The sequence below is a fragment of the Cedecea sp. genome, assembly GCF_036500665.1.
GTDB lineage: Bacteria > Pseudomonadota > Gammaproteobacteria > Enterobacterales > Enterobacteriaceae > Cedecea.
On sequence record NZ_DASYBS010000153.1, the window covers coordinates 20,823 to 36,400 of the forward strand.

Here is a 15,578-nt window from a genome sequence, read left to right on the forward strand (position 1 = left end):
CTGTTTCTGGAAGGAGCAGCGCGGGCGACAAGGCCCGCGCCGAAAAGCTTAAGGCAGCACTTTCGCGGAAAGGATCACGATAGGTTTTGACGGCACATTCTGGTACGGACCCACATTGTGACTCGGAGCCTGGGAAATCTTATCGGCAACGTCCAGACCTTTCACCACTTTGCCAAACACCGCGTAACCAAAGTCACGCTGGCCATGGTCAAGGAAAGCGTTATCCGCAACGTTAATAAAGAACTGGCTGGTTGCGCTGTCTTTATCGGCGGTACGCGCCATAGAAACGGTACCGCGTGTGTTGCGCAGGCCGTTGTCCGCTTCGTTCTTAATCGGCGGGTTAGGTTGCTTCTGGTTCATATCTTCGGTGAAGCCGCCGCCCTGAATCATAAAACCGGGGATCACGCGGTGGAAGGTCGTGTTGTTATAAAAACCGCTGTTGACGTAATCCACAAAGTTTTTCACTGATACCGGTGCTTTTTGGCTATTTAACTCAAGCTCAATATTGCCAGCCGAGGTGGTCAACAGGACGTGCGGGTCGCCTTTTGCAGCCAGCGCAGCAGGGGAAAGCGCGGAGAGAGCAAGTACAGCTGCAACAGCCGCCAGTGTCGATTTGAGCATGAACAATTCCTTACGAAGGCAGTGAGTGAAGCAAGTTGCTTGATTGTAAAGAGGCACCGCAGTCGACGCCAGCCATTTACGGTTATTTACTTTTACGCAAATCAATAAGTTGCAATGCTAACACGCTGAAACAGATTGAAATATGTGACACACTTCATGAATTGATCAGTTTATTTCAGCAATAAATTCATAATTCATTTAAATAGATCACGCAAATGACTAAAATCTGCCCGTCCGCCGCGCTGTCAATGCGCTTTACACTTCCTTGCACAGGCTCGTTATGACTAACAGCAACCGAACCAAGCTTTTATGGATTAGCTTCTTCTCCTACGCCCTGACCGGTGCGTTGGTGATCGTCACCGGGATGGTGATGGGGAACATCGCAGAGTATTTCAATCTGCCGGTGTCCAGCATGAGTAATACTTTTACCTTCCTTAACGCCGGTATCCTGATCTCTATCTTCCTGAATGCCTGGCTGATGGAAATTGTTCCGCTGAAAACCCAGCTGCGCTTTGGCTTCCTGCTGATGGTGCTGGCCGTGGCCGGCCTGATCTTCGGTCATAACCTGGCTATCTTCTCCGCTTCCATGTTCGTGCTGGGTCTGGTAAGCGGGATAACCATGTCGATTGGTACCTTCCTGATCACCCATATGTATGAAGGGCGTCAGCGCGGTTCCCGCCTGCTGTTTACCGACTCCTTCTTCAGCATGGCCGGGATGATTTTCCCGATGGTCGCCGCCATCCTGCTTGCCCGCAGCATCAACTGGTACTGGGTCTACGTGTGTATCGGCCTGGTCTACGTTGCTATCTTCCTGCTGACCCTGGGCTGTGAGTTCCCGGCGCTGGGTAAACACGCGAAGAAAGACGACCAGCCGGTTGTGAAAGAAAAATGGGGCATCGGCGTACTGTTCCTGTCCGTCGCGGCGCTGTGCTACATCCTCGGCCAGCTGGGCTTTATCTCCTGGGTACCGGAATATGCTAAAGGCCTCGGCATGAGCATCAACGATGCCGGTAAGCTGGTCAGTGACTTCTGGATGTCCTATATGTTCGGTATGTGGGCGTTCAGCTTTATTCTTCGCTTCTTCGACCTGCAGCGCATTTTGACCGTACTGGCCGGTGCCGCTACCGTGCTGATGTACCTGTTCAACCACGGCGATCCAGCGCATCTTGCCTGGTTTATTCTGGCACTTGGCTTCTTCTCCAGCGCGATTTACACCACCATCATCACCCTGGGTTCACAGCAGACCAAAGTGTCTTCGCCGAAGCTGGTTAACTTTGTGCTGACCTGCGGTACCGTTGGTACCATGCTGACCTTTATCGTCACCGGCCCAATCGTTGCCCACAGTGGCCCTCTGGCTGCTCTGCATACCGCTAACGGCCTGTACGCAGTCGTGTTCGTCATGTGTATGGTGCTCGGTTTCGTGACCAAACACCGTAGCCATGGCGCTGCTGCTACCGCGCACTGATCGCCTTGCAATCCTCCTCTCCCTTAACGGGGAGAGGGTCCTGCAAACTGAATGTCTTCCGTCTTATCGCCCAGTATTATCTTCGTTTGAGCAGGCTGCGTAGTCGCGATTACCCGTCCGGCACGAATGGACCAGCGTACCGGCACCTGACGCCGCACCGCATCAAATCCATTTTCAGCAGGCAGAATAACCAGGTGCGCCGTGTTGCCCTCTGCGATGCCGTAATCCTCCACGCCGAAGGTTCGGGCGCTGTTATCGGTAATCAACTTTAGCCCTTCATCAATTTGCTGGTAGCCCATCAGTTGGCAAATATGCAGCCCCATATGCAGAACCTGCAGCATATTGGCAGTGCCGAGCGGATACCACGGGTCAAAGACATCATCATGGCCGAAGCAAACGTTAATGCCCGCCCTCAGCATCTCCTTCACCCGCGTTACGCCGCGGCGTTTAGGGTAATCATCGAAACGTCCCTGCAAATGAATATTGACCAGCGGGTTTGCCACAAAGTTAATACCAGACAGCTTAAGCAAACGGAACAGCCGGGAGGTATAGGCCCCGTTGTAGGAGTGCATTGCCGTTGTGTGGCTGGCGGTAACGCGCGCGCCGATACCGTCGCGATGAGCCAGAGCGGCAACGGTTTCCACAAAGCGTGACTGTTCGTCGTCTATTTCATCGCAGTGAATATCCAGTCGACGGTTATATTTCTGAGCCAGCGCAAAGGCTTTATGCAGCGACTCAACGCCGTATTCGCGGGTGAATTCGAAATGTGGGATAGCCCCGACCACATCGGCCCCAAGCCGCAGCGACTCTTCCAGAAGCGCCTCACCGTTCGGGTAAGAGAGAATCCCCTCCTGCGGGAAAGCCACCAGCTGCAGCTCTACCCACGGGGCAACTTCCTGCTTCACCTCAAGCATCGCTTTCAGTGCGGTCAGCGTCGGGTCAGAAACGTCCACATGGGTACGAACATACTGGATGCCGTTGGCAATCTGCCACTTCAGCGTCTGCCACGCCCTGTGTTTTACATCTTCATGACTAAGCAGGGCCTTCCGCTCCGCCCAGCGTTCAATCCCTTCAAACAGCGTGCCGGACTGATTCCAGCTCGGCTGCCCGGCGGTCTGTGTGGTATCGAGGTGGATATGCGGCTCGACAAATGGCGCAATGGCTAACCCGCCCTCGCCGTCCAAAACCTGCCCACCTTTCTGCTGTACCTCGCCCATTGGCATAATGGCCTGAAATTTTCCGTCAACGATCGACAACCGCCACAGTCCTTCCCGGCCTGCCAGCCGTACATTCTGAATAACCCGTAACGCTTTCGTTTCCATAAGTCCTCTCTTATCCGTCGCAGACTGTTTCATAGCATACACCGCTTTGGTTTACTGGCGAAAAACCAGTCAATTCCATAACTTACAAAAATCCATCAAAATCAATTATATACCCATTAATGGGTATATGAAGACGGGTTTGATTTGCATCAATAATCACCAGAGCTGAATCGTTAAGGTAGGCGGTAATAAAAAAGAAATTGAGGCAATTATGAGCAAAGTCAAAATAGCAGTTATCGGTAATGGCATGGTTGGCCATCGCTTTATCGAAGACTTACTTGATAAAGCCCCAGCAGACCAGTTCGATATCACCGTATTTTGTGAAGAACCGCGCAAAGCCTATGACCGAGTGCACCTCTCTTCTTATTTTTCTCATCATACTGCTGAAGAACTTTCGCTGGTCCGCGACGGCTATTACGAAAAACATGGCGTAAAGGTCCTCATTGGCGAACGCGCCATTACCATTAACCGCCAGGAAAAAGTGATCCACTCCAATACCGGCCGCACCGTTTATTACGACAAGCTGGTCATGGCAACGGGTTCCTACCCGTGGATCCCACCGATTAAGGGTTCAGAAACCCAGGACTGCTTCGTCTACCGTACCATCGAAGATCTTAACGCCATCGAAGCCTGCGCCCGCCGCAGCAAACGCGGTGCCGTCGTTGGTGGTGGACTGCTGGGACTCGAAGCGGCCGGCGCACTGAAAAACCTTGGTGTGGAAACCCATGTTATCGAATTCGCGCCAATGCTGATGGCCGAACAGCTTGACCGCATGGGTGGCGAGCAGTTGCGCAGCAAGATCGAGCGCATGGGCGTTCGCGTTCATACCGGCAAAAACACCCAGGAAATCGTCCAGCAGGGCACCGAGGCGCGCAAAACCATGCGTTTTGCCGACGGTAGCGATCTCGAAGTTGATTTTATCGTGTTCTCTACGGGGATCCGCCCGCAGGATAAACTGGCGACCCAATGTGGTCTGGAAACGGCACAGCGTGGCGGTATCAGCATTAACGATAACTGCCAGACTTCAGACCCGGATATTTACGCTATCGGTGAATGCGCAAGCTGGAATAACCGCGTCTTCGGCCTCGTCGCACCAGGCTATAAAATGGCGCAGGTTACCGCCGATCACCTTTTAGGTACCGAAAACGCCTTTGAAGGTGCAGACATGAGCGCCAAGCTGAAATTGCTTGGCGTTGACGTGGGCGGGATTGGCGACGCTCATGGCCGCACGCCAAACGCCCGCAGCTATGTTTACCTCGATGAAAGCAAAGAGGTTTACAAACGTCTGGTCGTGAGCGAAGACAATAAAACTCTGCTCGGCGCGGTGCTGGTCGGCGACACCAGCGACTACGGTAATCTCCTTCAACTGGTCCTGAATGCCATCGAGCTGCCGGAAAACCCGGATGCTCTGATCCTCCCGGCACACGCCAGCAGCGGCAAACCGTCTATCGGCGTAGATAAGCTACCGGAAAGCGCACAGATTTGTTCCTGCTTTGACGTCACTAAAGGCGACCTGATCACGGCTATCAACAAAGGCTGCCACACCGTGGCGGCACTGAAAGCCGAGACCAAAGCCGGGACCGGCTGCGGCGGCTGTATTCCGCTGGTCACCCAGGTGTTGAACGCCGAGCTGGCGAAAGCCGGTATCGAAGTAAACAACAATCTGTGTGAGCACTTCGCCTTCTCACGCCAGGAGCTGTACCACCTGATCCGCGTTGAAGGGATCACATCCTTCGACCAGCTGCTGCAAAAATACGGCAAAGGTTACGGCTGTGAAGTCTGTAAACCGACCGTTGGCTCGCTGCTGGCCTCCTGCTGGAACGACTATGTGCTGCAGCCGGAGCTGACACCGCTGCAGGACACCAACGATAACTTCCTCGGCAACATCCAGAAAGATGGCACCTACTCGGTTATCCCACGCTCGGCGGGGGGTGAAATCACGCCGCAAGGGCTGATGGAAGTGGGCCGCATCGCACGTGAATATAACCTTTACACCAAGATCACCGGTTCCCAGCGTATCGGCCTGTTTGGCGCACAGAAGGACGACCTACCTGAAATCTGGCGTCAGCTGATCGAAGCCGGGTTCGAAACCGGCCACGCCTACGCCAAAGCACTGCGTATGGCGAAAACGTGCGTAGGCAGTACCTGGTGTCGCTACGGCGTGGGCGATAGCGTGGGCTTCGGCGTCGAGCTGGAAAACCGCTATAAAGGCATCCGTACGCCACACAAAATGAAGTTTGGCGTCTCCGGCTGTACCCGCGAATGTGCGGAAGCGCAGGGCAAAGACGTTGGCATCATCGCCACGGAGAAAGGCTGGAACCTGTATGTTTGCGGCAACGGCGGCATGAAGCCGCGCCACGCGGACCTGCTGGCGGCAGATCTCGACCGCAAGACCATCATCAGGTACCTCGACCGCTTCATGATGTTCTACATCCGTACCGCCGACAAACTCACCCGTACTTCCGTATGGATGGAAAATCTGGAAGGCGGCATCGATTACCTGCGTAGCGTAATTGTTGACGACAAATTAGGCCTCAACGATCAGCTGGAAGCAGAGCTCAACCGCCTGCGTGAGAAAGTGATCTGCGAGTGGACAGAAACCGTGAACAACCCACAGGCTCAGGTCCGCTTCAAACACTTTATCAACAGCCCGCAGCGCGATCCGAATGTGCAGATCGTCAGCGAACGCGAACAACATCGCCCGGCCACGCCATATGAGCGTATTCCGGTCACTCTGGTAGAAGTGGAGGAACACGCATGAGCCAGTGGACAACCGTTTGTCAGCTAAACGACATCCTGCCTGCAACCGGCGTTTGCGCCCTGGTGGGCGCGGCACAGGTTGCTATTTTCCGCCCGCGCCGCGACGAGCAGGTGTATGCCATCAGCAATATTGACCCGTTTTTTGAAGCGAGCGTGCTGTCGCGAGGGTTAATTGCAGAACATCAGGACGAGCTGTGGGTTGCCAGCCCGCTGAAAAAACAGCACTTCCGCCTGCGAGATGGCCTGTGCATGGAAGATGAAAGCCGTTCCGTCCCGCACTATGAAGCGCGCGTGCAGGACGGGCTGGTACAAATAAAAGCTTAATATTTAAACCCTCACCCTGCCCTCTCCCTGAGGGAGAGGGTACCGACAGTATTCCTCCCTCGGGAGTGAGGGAACCGATCGAGCAACAATAGCGGCGACGGGTTTCCCCCTCTCCCTTTGGGAGAGGGCCGGGGTGAGGGTAATTCATTTTTAATTTTTCTTTTTTAACTTCATTGGGATAACAAAAATGTTCACCGATACCATCAATAAGTGTGCAGCGAATGCCGCACGGATTAACCGTCTCTCGAAGACAAACCCGCTGGGCTTCTGGGTGAGTTCCGCTATGGCGGGCGCCTACGTTGGCCTTGGCATCATCCTGATTTTCACCCTCGGTAATTTACTCGATCCTTCCGTGCGCCCGTTGGTGATGGGAGCGACCTTCGGGATAGCCCTGACGCTGGTCATTATTGCCGGTTCCGAGCTGTTTACCGGCCACACCATGTTCCTGACCTTCGGCGTGAAGGCCGGCACGATTTCTCACGGCCAGATGTGGGCAATTCTGCCGCAAACCTGGCTTGGCAATCTGCTCGGGTCCGTGTTTGTCGCTTTGCTGTATCACTGGGGTGGCGGCAGCCTGTTACCGGTAGATACCAGCATTGTGCACAGCGTAGCGCTGGCAAAAACCACCACGCCGGCGATGGTGCTGTTCTTCAAGGGCGCGCTGTGTAACTGGCTGGTTTGCCTGGCAATCTGGATGGCAATTCGTACCGAAGGTGCAGCGAAGTTTCTCGCTATCTGGTGGTGTCTTCTGGCGTTTATCGCCTCCGGCTACGAGCACTCTATCGCCAATATGACGCTGTTTGCCCTGTCCTGGTTTGGCCACCACAGCGAAGCTTATACGCTGTCTGGTATTGGCCATAATCTGCTGTGGGTGACGCTTGGGAATACCCTGTCAGGCGCAGTATTCATGGGTCTGGGTTATTGGTATGCTACGCCGAAAGCCGAGCGCCCGCAGCCTGCGAGCGCAAGCGCACCGGAAACCGCCCGTAATTAATTGAGGATTGACCGTGGATCACCTGCCGATATTTTGTCAGTTACGTGGCCGCGCCTGCCTGCTGGTAGGCGGGGGCGACGTCGCTGAACGCAAAGCGCGTTTATTGCTGGAGGCAGGTGCGCGCATCACCGTTAACGCCCTCGAGTTCAGCCCACAGTTTAAGGTGTGGGCTGAACAAAATATGCTGACGCTGGCCGAAGGCACGTTCTCAGAAACGCTGCTGGACGAAAGCTGGCTGGCGATTGCCGCCACCGACGATGATGAGGTCAATCAGCAAGTTAGCGATGCCGCCGAGTCCCGCCGGATCTTCTGCAACGTGGTCGATGCACCGAAACAGGCGAGCTTCATTATGCCGTCGATTATCGACCGCTCCCCGCTGATGGTCGCCGTTTCTTCCGGCGGTACCTCCCCTGTTCTGGCCCGACTGCTGCGCGAAAAGCTGGAAGCCAGCCTGCCGCTGCATCTGGGTAAAATCGCCGCCTTTGCGGGCACGCTGCGTGGCCGAGTGAAGCAAACTTTTGCCACCATGGGCGAGCGTCGCCGCTTCTGGGAAAAATTCTTCACCAACGACCGTCTGGCGCAGTATCTGGCCAATGAAGACCCGCTTGCCGTTGAAAAAGAGACGGAATCGCTGTTCTCCACCCCGCTCGATCATCGCGGCGAAGTCGTGCTGGTTGGCGCTGGTCCCGGCGATGCAGGTTTGTTAACGCTGAAAGGCCTGCAGCAAATTCAGCAGGCTGACGTGGTGGTTTACGACCGTCTGGTATCGGACGACATCATGAACCTGGTGCGTCGTGATGCCGATCGCGTGTTCGTCGGCAAGCGCGCAGGCTACCACTGCGTGCCGCAGGAAGAGATTAACCAAATCCTGCTGCGAGAGGCGCAAAAGGGCAAACGCGTCGTGCGTCTGAAAGGCGGCGATCCGTTTATCTTCGGGCGCGGCGGTGAAGAGCTGGAAACCTTGTGCAACGGCGGGATCCCGTTCTCCGTGGTGCCAGGGATTACCGCAGCTTCCGGTTGTTCTGCCTATTCCGGCATTCCGCTTACCCACCGCGACTATGCACAAAGCGTTCGCCTGGTTACCGGCCATTTAAAAACCGGCGGTGAGCTGGATTGGGCGAACCTGGCGGCAGAAAAACAGACGCTGGTGTTCTATATGGGGCTTAACCAGGCCTCTGCTATTCAGCAGCAGCTGATCGCTCACGGCATGGAAGAGACGATGCCGGTGGCGCTGGTGGAAAACGGTACGGCGGTGAATCAGCGCGTCGTGGACGGCACCCTGAACCAATTAGGCGAATTAGCCACGCAGGTCGGCAGCCCGGCATTGATTATCGTTGGGCGCGTCGTTGGCCTTCGCGACAGGCTAAACTGGTTCTCAAACCATTAAATATAAAGGGAGGCCCAAAGCCTCCCTTAAGACTGCTGACAAAGTTCATTGATCTAAAAAAGTCCGAACCCAGGTCTAATAAAAACAATGAACAATGTTCTCTGGTTTGCCCCAAACAGTCGAAAACCACGTTTTTCGGCTGTTTGTCATCAATCTAAGGGAGGCACTGGCCTCCCTTTTACTTTTCTGCCTCTGCACAGCTTTCCCGCAAAATTCGCAGCACCGTTTCCGCTCCGCTGCGGTTCGGGTTGATGCGGATCATCCGCTTTTCAAGCTCCGGCTCGGCCTGCCTGAACGTCCCGGAAAGCCGATAAAAGAGCGGCGGTATTTCATACTTCGACTCTGCCCCCACCGGATAAGGTAAGGCCCCCAGCGTCTGCGCCGCAGCAAGCACCTTTTCGGCAATCGGCTGATGAAACTCGACCAGCAGAACCTTTGACTGCGCGTTGGCGATAAACGCATTTTTAACCTGAGGCACAGCCCCCTGCGACAGGAGTTCAACCAGATCGTCGTTAACCTGCGCCTGAACGGCATGCATCACCGGGGCGAAGACCAAACCGCGCAACACCTCCATGGCCTGAAAGCCCTGCACCTGGCTGCCGCCGGAGTACATGCTCTGACGCACGGCCTGAACCGCAGCTTTATCCCCGACAACCACGCCCACGCCTGCAGGGCCAAACAGCTTAAAGCAGGAAAAGGTCGACAGGGTCGATCCGCATTCGCAGCCGATTTTATCGACCTTCATCACCGCATAGTTATCGTCCGCCAGCGACGGCAAGCCGTGGTGGTTAAAGCAGGCAATGACTTCCGCTAGCTGATAGGCATCATCCAGCGTCTGGCGGGTATGCTGAATCAAAGCCGCAGCCGGACGATGCGTGGCGATAGCGGTATCCACTTCACCTGGTTTATTAAAATCGGCCCTGATTAGCTCAAGCCCCATCTGTTCGGCAATAACCGCCGTGGTAGGGTACAGAGGTGCCTGATGAATCAGCAGCTTATCGCCCGCCTTTAACAACGCCGCCAGCCCGCTGCGAATAGCCCCGGTGCCGGCCCCCTGCACCAGCGCGGCGGCCGGCGCAGAGAAGAAGTCGGCCAGAACCCACTCAACCCGCTGCGTGGTTTTGGGCTGATTGAGGCCGGATACCAGGCCAACATCGCCCTGGCTGAGAAAATCAGCGCCGGGAAAATGCCGACAGATAATATCCACCAGCCGAAACTGCTTTTGCTGCGCCTGAGCCAGGTTCAGGCTTTGCAACGGCGAGCTTTCCACACAACCTCCCTTAGGCCGGGATAAACAGGCCGCAGAAGAAGAGAATATTCAGCACAATGCCGGTTATCATCACCGCCACAACCGGCGCGGCCATTTTCTGCACCGGGCGGCCCAGCGATTCGTTCAGGAAGTACAACGCCGTCGCGATGGTGAAGCCGGTATACCCCGCCATCTTGATGGCGGCAAAGATAGAGCCAATCAGCAGCGCCATCTCCATCAGCATGTTCATCGCGTTACGGATATTATCCGAGGCGTTGCGTACCGAAGGGTAACGTCCCAGCCATTTCCCGATGGAACGGAGCAGCAGAACCTCGGCAGAAATCACCAGCGCACCGAGCACAAAAGCGAGCAGCGGGTTAGCAATCAGATAGCCTACGGCAAAAACAAAGGTGAACCCCGCCACGGCATAAACCCCGGTCGCCAGCGCCGTCGTGGCAATCATCGGCACAAAGCCCAGACCACGCATAAACTCGGCCAGCGCGGCCTGATCTATCAGGCTCTGGGACTGGGTTGGATCGAGGCCAATCTTGTAGGCTTTTTCCAGCGTAAAGATAGACACCTCGCTGCCTGCAAAGAGCTTCATGCTGGCAACGGTGGCGATCAGGCCACCAACGATGGCGATATAAGGCAGATTTTTAATGATCCTCGAGGTACGCTCCTCAAACACCGACTGCCCGTGAGCATCGTGCTCATGCTTATCGCGAGCGCGCAGATCCTGAAAAATCGCAATCGCCAGCAGCATAACCATACCGACGAAAATCTCGATGGATTCCGGGTTCAGCTGCGGGAAGAAACGCACTACCAGCACGCGGGTCAGCAGCACAACCACCGCCGCGAACAGGCTATTCTTCCAACCAAACTGGTAGAAAATCGCCACCAGCGGGAACAGCGCAAAGGCTGAAACCACCGGGGAACTCAGTTCGCCAAGCGAGCCGAGAACGTCTACCGGCAGCGCGGTCAGCAGATGATTCACCGGCACCAGGCAGGTGAGGATCAGAACGCCCCAGACGGCGCCAAGCCCAAAGGCCAGCACGCTGTTGGCCGCCAGCACGCCGAGGATGTCGGTCGGCAAGAACAGCAGCCAGCTGTTAAGCAGCCCGGTCTTCAGGGTAAAAGAGATCCCAACCGAGGCCACAAAGCCGATGCTCAGGCCAAAGGCGATACTGCCCGCCTCGCGGCGATTCATATTGCCTTCGATAAGCTGCGGCAAAATCGGCCGGATCCCGTCATGAAACACCGCCGCGGAGCGGTGCGCCAGTAAAGCCGTCATCCCGGTAAGTAAGGCAACAACAACAAGGTGAAGGTAAAATTCCATACGGATGCCTTTATTTTAAATGGTTAACCAGCAGCGGGATGGCATGCTCGATATGTTCGACGGAGAGGCCAAATGCCACCTTGCCTTCAGATACCAGGCGGGCAATCTGCTCCTCTTTGGCTTTGATACCGGGCTTGGCGATGGTACAGCTGCGGTTGTAGCCGATCACCGCGATGGCGATAGACAATGCAGCCCCCGCCCCGGTATTACAGGCCCCAATGTAGTAATCAAGCTGGCCGGATTTCACCTTCAGCGCGGCGTCCATGTCGTTGTAGATAAACACTTCGAAGCTGCCCGGTGCGGCGGTTTCGATGGTTTGTTTGATGAGTTCGCGCTGTAGGCCAGCGACACCGATCTTTTTCATGGAAAATCCTTACTTATAAAAGACAGAGGGGTTGTCACGTAACATCAAATCGATGTCTGGCTGGCTGAAACCGACCTCCAGCAGCATCGGCACAAACGTGGTAAGTAAATAATCAAAACCAGGCCCGCCGTTCGCTTTTAAATGAGAACGGCGAGTAATATCCATCGACAGCATGACGTGGTCGAGCAGGCCGCGTTCTTTGAGCGCACTCAGCATCGCAATGCGTTTTTCGTCCGGGTAATAGCTGTTTTTGCCGATGGTATCGAATTGAACGTAGGCGCCCAGGTCAATCATCCGCAGGATGTTTTCGAGGTTATCTTTCAGGTCACAGTGGCCGATGGTGACGCGGGAAAGATCCACGCACCATGACTTCAGCAACGCAAGCTGTTCAAGGCCCATGGTGCTGAATGACGTGTGGGTCGAAATCGGCCTGCCGGTCTCATGATGCGCGATGGCCGCCGCCTGGAATACCCGGGATTCTACTGGCGTAATCACATCCACACTGGAGCCGATCTCCGCAATAATTCCGGCTTTTAATGCCGTGCCGTCGATGCCGATCTCAATTTCATCGATCATCTCCTGCGCCAGCACTTTCACCGGCGTGGTGGCCACGTGCGGCGGGAAGAAGTCATGCTGATAATAACCGGTACAGGCCATCACGTTCATACCGGTATCACGCATGATATCCAGCATAAACTGAGGGTTACGCCCCATATAGCGGTTGGTCATTTCTATGATATTGCGTACGCCCTGCTCATAGAGTGACGTCATCTCACCGCAAATCAGCTCGTACTGATCCAGACGGCAATCGATGTTGTCCTTGAAGCTGGAAAGATCGATATGAAGATGCTCATGGGCATAGGTATAGCCCGATGGATCGATATGCTTATGCCCTGTCATGATTCACTCCACGTGCAGAAGAGACATTCAGCAGCGGCAGGAACGAAGTACCGTTCTGCGGCGCAGCTGCCCGAAAAAAGTCACAAACCGTTGCGCCTACATCAGAAAGCGTAGCGCGTGCGCCCAGATAAGCGCCTGTTATGCCGGGCTGCCACACCAGCAAAGGGACGTTTTCACGCGTGTGCTTGCTGTGGCCGATAGTCGGATCGTTACCGTGGTCGGCCATCACCACCAGGCAGTCTCCCGCCTGCATATCCGCCATCAGCAAAGCCAGATTTTTATCTACCAGCTCAAGTCGCTCGGCGTAGCGCGCAACGTCTTCCGCATGGCCCGCCAGGTCAGTTTCCTGAATATTGGTACAGATAAACGCGCGGCCGGGTTTATTCAGCTCATCCCGGGTGATATCGAGGATGCTCTGGGAGTCGACCAGATTCTGGTAGCTGATGCCGTGTGGGTTAATCGCGATGTCGGCCACCTTTCCCACCAGCACGGTTTTAACCCCGACCTGATGCAGCTGCAGCGGAGCCTGGACGCTAGCGTCCACGCCATAGCCCATGTGCACGACCTGAAACCCACTTTTATATACCCCTGAACGCGGCGCATTAATGCCGACATAAAGGCCCTGTTTTTCTTCAGCGGCGTCGATCAACTGTTCGCTGCTCTCAAGCAGGCCGCCAAAGGCAATGACCCGACCCACTTTGACGCAACGGCGGACCACTTCGCCAATGGCGCGCACCTGCTCAAACGGTATAGCGCTGAGATTGGCGCTAATGTTAAACACCTGCCCGAGATCGGCCTCAAGATTATCGCCCACGGCCACGGCCTGGTTTACCCACAAAAACTGCAGCTCAGCGCCTTTGCGTTCAACCTGCCAGCCAGCGTCAAACAGCGCCTGCTCTACTTCGTCGATAACTTCAGAAAACGGCATGCGTAAGGGGGTCTGCGGCCGCGTGCCCAAAATTTCCTGATGGCCCATAAAGGTGTCGCCGCCTTCATGCTGCAGCGCTGCGGTTCCATAAACGGCATCGGCGTTCGGCTGCATAACGTTGGCAGCAAAGCCCAGCGCGTTTATCAGCCCCAGCTTCTCAAGTGTGGGCAGACGCAGTTCAGGAAAATGCTGCAAAATATGCCCGCAAGTGTTCGCCCCGATGTCCTGCGGCCTGACCTGTGGCACATCGTCCATGGCACCCACGCCAAAACTGTCTATCACCAGCACCAAGAACTTACTCATGCTGACCTCCCTGAAGAGGATGCCCAAGGCTGTCGTAGAGCGCTTCGAGTACCGGGTTCCCGCTTTGAATACCGGACACCAGCGCCACATCGCTGCGGGTGACAAAAATCTGCGTGCGGAAGCACATCACCACCGGGCTGCCAACGGGATAGCGGCCTTCCAGCGCCAGGTGATAATCAATGCTGGTGCTGTCTGGCGGCAGCAATCGTGCCTGCTCGGGCTGTGCATCACTGCTTAACACCAGCGCATTCTGCGCGTGGCCGCGTCGATAATACCCCCCGCCATAGCAATAGCTTTTGCCCTGAAACTGGTGCGAAACTTCCGTCAGATAAAGCATGGCGATTGCTTCCGGCTGGTCACCGTGCTGATTAGCAGGGATTGTGCCGGTTAGCGCATGGCCCGGTTCGGCATGGGTTACCCCGTACTCGGCCAGAATCGGGAAAGTGCTGCAGCTTGAGGCCGAGGGCGCGTTGATTTGCTCGATCTCAATCCCCTGCTCGTGCAGCAGATCCCGGGCCTTAAGCAGCGTCATCAGGTTGCGGGTCGGCTGCGTTTGCTGCTGTTCCTCGTTCCAGAGCAGACAGGGAAAATGCGTCAGCCCGGCAAGCCGAATTCCCTGCATTTCACGAATTTTTTGCACCACATCATCCAGCTCGATGAGCGGAAAACCGGCTTCCTGACCCGGATAAAGCCGGTCGTAGTCGGCAAACACCTTCAGCATCACCGCCTGAACGCGCCCGCAGGCCAGCGCGGCATCCGAAACTTCACGCGCTTTCTCCAGCGAGAACAGCGTGATGATTTCGGTCGAGCCATTAACGCTATCTTCCACTCGCGCCACGGGAACCTGTACCAAATGACCAACATGTGAAACAGGCACATTTGCGTCACGCAGCGTTCTGGCTTCTTTAAAGTCAACGGCCACCGCGCCCCTGAAGCCCAGTTCAACCAGCTTGTTGGCAAGCCATGGATTGCGCCCCAGCTGCTTGGTCATAAAGTAGAGCGTGATGCCGTGCTTCTGCGCGGCCGCGAGCAGTTTACGGCCATTTTCCAGTACCTGATCGACATCGATGATCCAGGTGTCGGGTAGCACCGCGCCCTGCCGCCAGAGGGTTCTGGCCGCCTCAATCAACGCCGGGTTTTGTGCCTTGAGTGCCTCAATAAACATGCCTTGCCTCGCGACCTGATAGATAAACCAGCCTAAATAATCATTTTTTTGAATATTTAAGGTGAGAAAAACCGCTGCATATAAATCCGTTAGCGCTTGTGAATCAGCCACAGGCTGAACAGGTTAGCGAGCAGGTAACCTTCTTCGTTCGGATGAAGCTTGACGTTGAACGGAGCCAGCAGCGAATAATGCGCCTGCTCTACTTCGCCGAACACGCTGTCGGTTTTAATTTCCTCCAGCAGCTCGTCATCCAGCGGGCCGACTTCCTCGCCCCGGCGGCTGCGCATCAGCGCGTTAGCCATGTGGGTAATCGCCATCGCGCCCTGTTCGTTTTGCAGCGGAATAGCCCAATGGGTTTCCAGCTGCGTTACAACTACTTTCATGCCATCGCAAATATCCTGGTCGATGACGCCCGCATCACACAGCAGGTTGAGCCGGTCTTCCATACTGATTACCTCTG

Annotated in this window: 14 protein-coding genes; 5 read left to right on the forward strand and 9 right to left on the reverse strand. The window is 55.5% G+C overall.

The features are described from left to right. Positions 1 to 48: 48 nt before the first annotated feature. Positions 49 to 621, reverse strand: coding sequence for a peptidylprolyl isomerase A (gene ppiA / locus VGM55_RS24380; protein ID WP_154189082.1), 573 nt, complete (start codon positions 619 to 621; stop codon positions 49 to 51). A gap of 280 nt (positions 622 to 901) precedes the next feature. Between ppiA and tsgA the strand changes: the two genes are divergently transcribed. After that, a complete protein-coding gene (gene tsgA, locus VGM55_RS24385; RefSeq protein WP_154189083.1) occupies positions 902 to 2,086 on the forward strand; it encodes an MFS transporter TsgA in 1,185 nt (394 codons plus the stop codon). A gap of 23 nt (positions 2,087 to 2,109) precedes the next feature. Here the strand turns inward: tsgA and VGM55_RS24390 are convergent, their stop codons facing one another. Next, on the reverse strand, positions 2,110 to 3,408 hold the full coding sequence (locus VGM55_RS24390; protein ID WP_331637038.1) for a cytosine deaminase: 1,299 nt from the start codon (positions 3,406 to 3,408) through the stop codon (positions 2,110 to 2,112). Between the two features lie 211 nt (positions 3,409 to 3,619). Between VGM55_RS24390 and nirB the strand changes: the two genes are divergently transcribed. The 4 genes from nirB to cysG all read left to right on the forward strand — a co-directional run bounded on the left by nirB (position 3,620) and on the right by cysG (position 8,873). After that, positions 3,620 to 6,169 carry a nitrite reductase large subunit NirB gene (gene nirB / locus VGM55_RS24395; RefSeq protein WP_331637008.1) on the forward strand — a complete coding sequence of 850 codons (2,550 nt, stop codon included), beginning with the start codon at positions 3,620 to 3,622 and terminating at the stop codon, positions 6,167 to 6,169. Then, complete coding sequence (gene nirD / locus VGM55_RS24400) at positions 6,166 to 6,492, forward strand: nitrite reductase small subunit NirD (protein WP_154189086.1); 327 nt, start codon at positions 6,166 to 6,168, stop codon at positions 6,490 to 6,492. Before nirB ends, nirD begins: the two co-directional genes overlap by 4 nt. A gap of 187 nt (positions 6,493 to 6,679) precedes the next feature. Beyond that, on the forward strand, positions 6,680 to 7,486 hold the full coding sequence (gene nirC, locus VGM55_RS24405) for a nitrite transporter NirC (RefSeq protein WP_154189087.1): 807 nt from the start codon (positions 6,680 to 6,682) through the stop codon (positions 7,484 to 7,486). A gap of 13 nt (positions 7,487 to 7,499) precedes the next feature. Then, complete coding sequence (gene cysG / locus VGM55_RS24410) at positions 7,500 to 8,873, forward strand: siroheme synthase CysG (protein WP_331637009.1); 1,374 nt, start codon at positions 7,500 to 7,502, stop codon at positions 8,871 to 8,873. 178 nt (positions 8,874 to 9,051) lie between these two features. Here cysG and VGM55_RS24415 read toward each other — a convergent pair whose 3' ends face one another. The 7 genes from VGM55_RS24415 to VGM55_RS24445 form a co-directional block, all read right to left on the reverse strand. Further along, positions 9,052 to 10,143 carry an aminotransferase class V-fold PLP-dependent enzyme gene (locus VGM55_RS24415; RefSeq protein ID WP_331637010.1) on the reverse strand — a complete coding sequence of 364 codons (1,092 nt, stop codon included), beginning with the start codon at positions 10,141 to 10,143 and terminating at the stop codon, positions 9,052 to 9,054. A gap of 10 nt (positions 10,144 to 10,153) precedes the next feature. Beyond that, positions 10,154 to 11,458 carry a YhfT family protein gene (locus tag VGM55_RS24420; RefSeq protein WP_154189089.1) on the reverse strand — a complete coding sequence of 435 codons (1,305 nt, stop codon included), beginning with the start codon at positions 11,456 to 11,458 and terminating at the stop codon, positions 10,154 to 10,156. A gap of 10 nt (positions 11,459 to 11,468) precedes the next feature. Further along, a complete protein-coding gene (locus VGM55_RS24425) occupies positions 11,469 to 11,822 on the reverse strand; it encodes a DUF2620 domain-containing protein (RefSeq protein ID WP_038478118.1) in 354 nt (117 codons plus the stop codon). Between the two features lie 9 nt (positions 11,823 to 11,831). Beyond that, positions 11,832 to 12,722, reverse strand: coding sequence for a phosphotriesterase-related protein (locus VGM55_RS24430; protein WP_154189090.1), 891 nt, complete (start codon positions 12,720 to 12,722; stop codon positions 11,832 to 11,834). Continuing rightward, on the reverse strand, positions 12,709 to 13,953 hold the full coding sequence (locus VGM55_RS24435) for a phosphopentomutase (protein WP_331637011.1): 1,245 nt from the start codon (positions 13,951 to 13,953) through the stop codon (positions 12,709 to 12,711). The genes VGM55_RS24430 and VGM55_RS24435 overlap by 14 nt, the downstream gene beginning before the upstream one ends. Further along, the gene (locus VGM55_RS24440; RefSeq protein ID WP_331637012.1) at positions 13,946 to 15,118 is read right to left on the reverse strand and encodes a YhfX family PLP-dependent enzyme; all 1,173 of its coding nucleotides are present in this window, start codon (positions 15,116 to 15,118) and stop codon (positions 13,946 to 13,948) included. Before VGM55_RS24440 ends, VGM55_RS24435 begins: the two co-directional genes overlap by 8 nt. Positions 15,119 to 15,207: 89 nt before the next feature. After that, complete coding sequence (locus VGM55_RS24445) at positions 15,208 to 15,564, reverse strand: PRD domain-containing protein (protein WP_331637013.1); 357 nt, start codon at positions 15,562 to 15,564, stop codon at positions 15,208 to 15,210. Positions 15,565 to 15,578 lie beyond the last annotated feature (14 nt).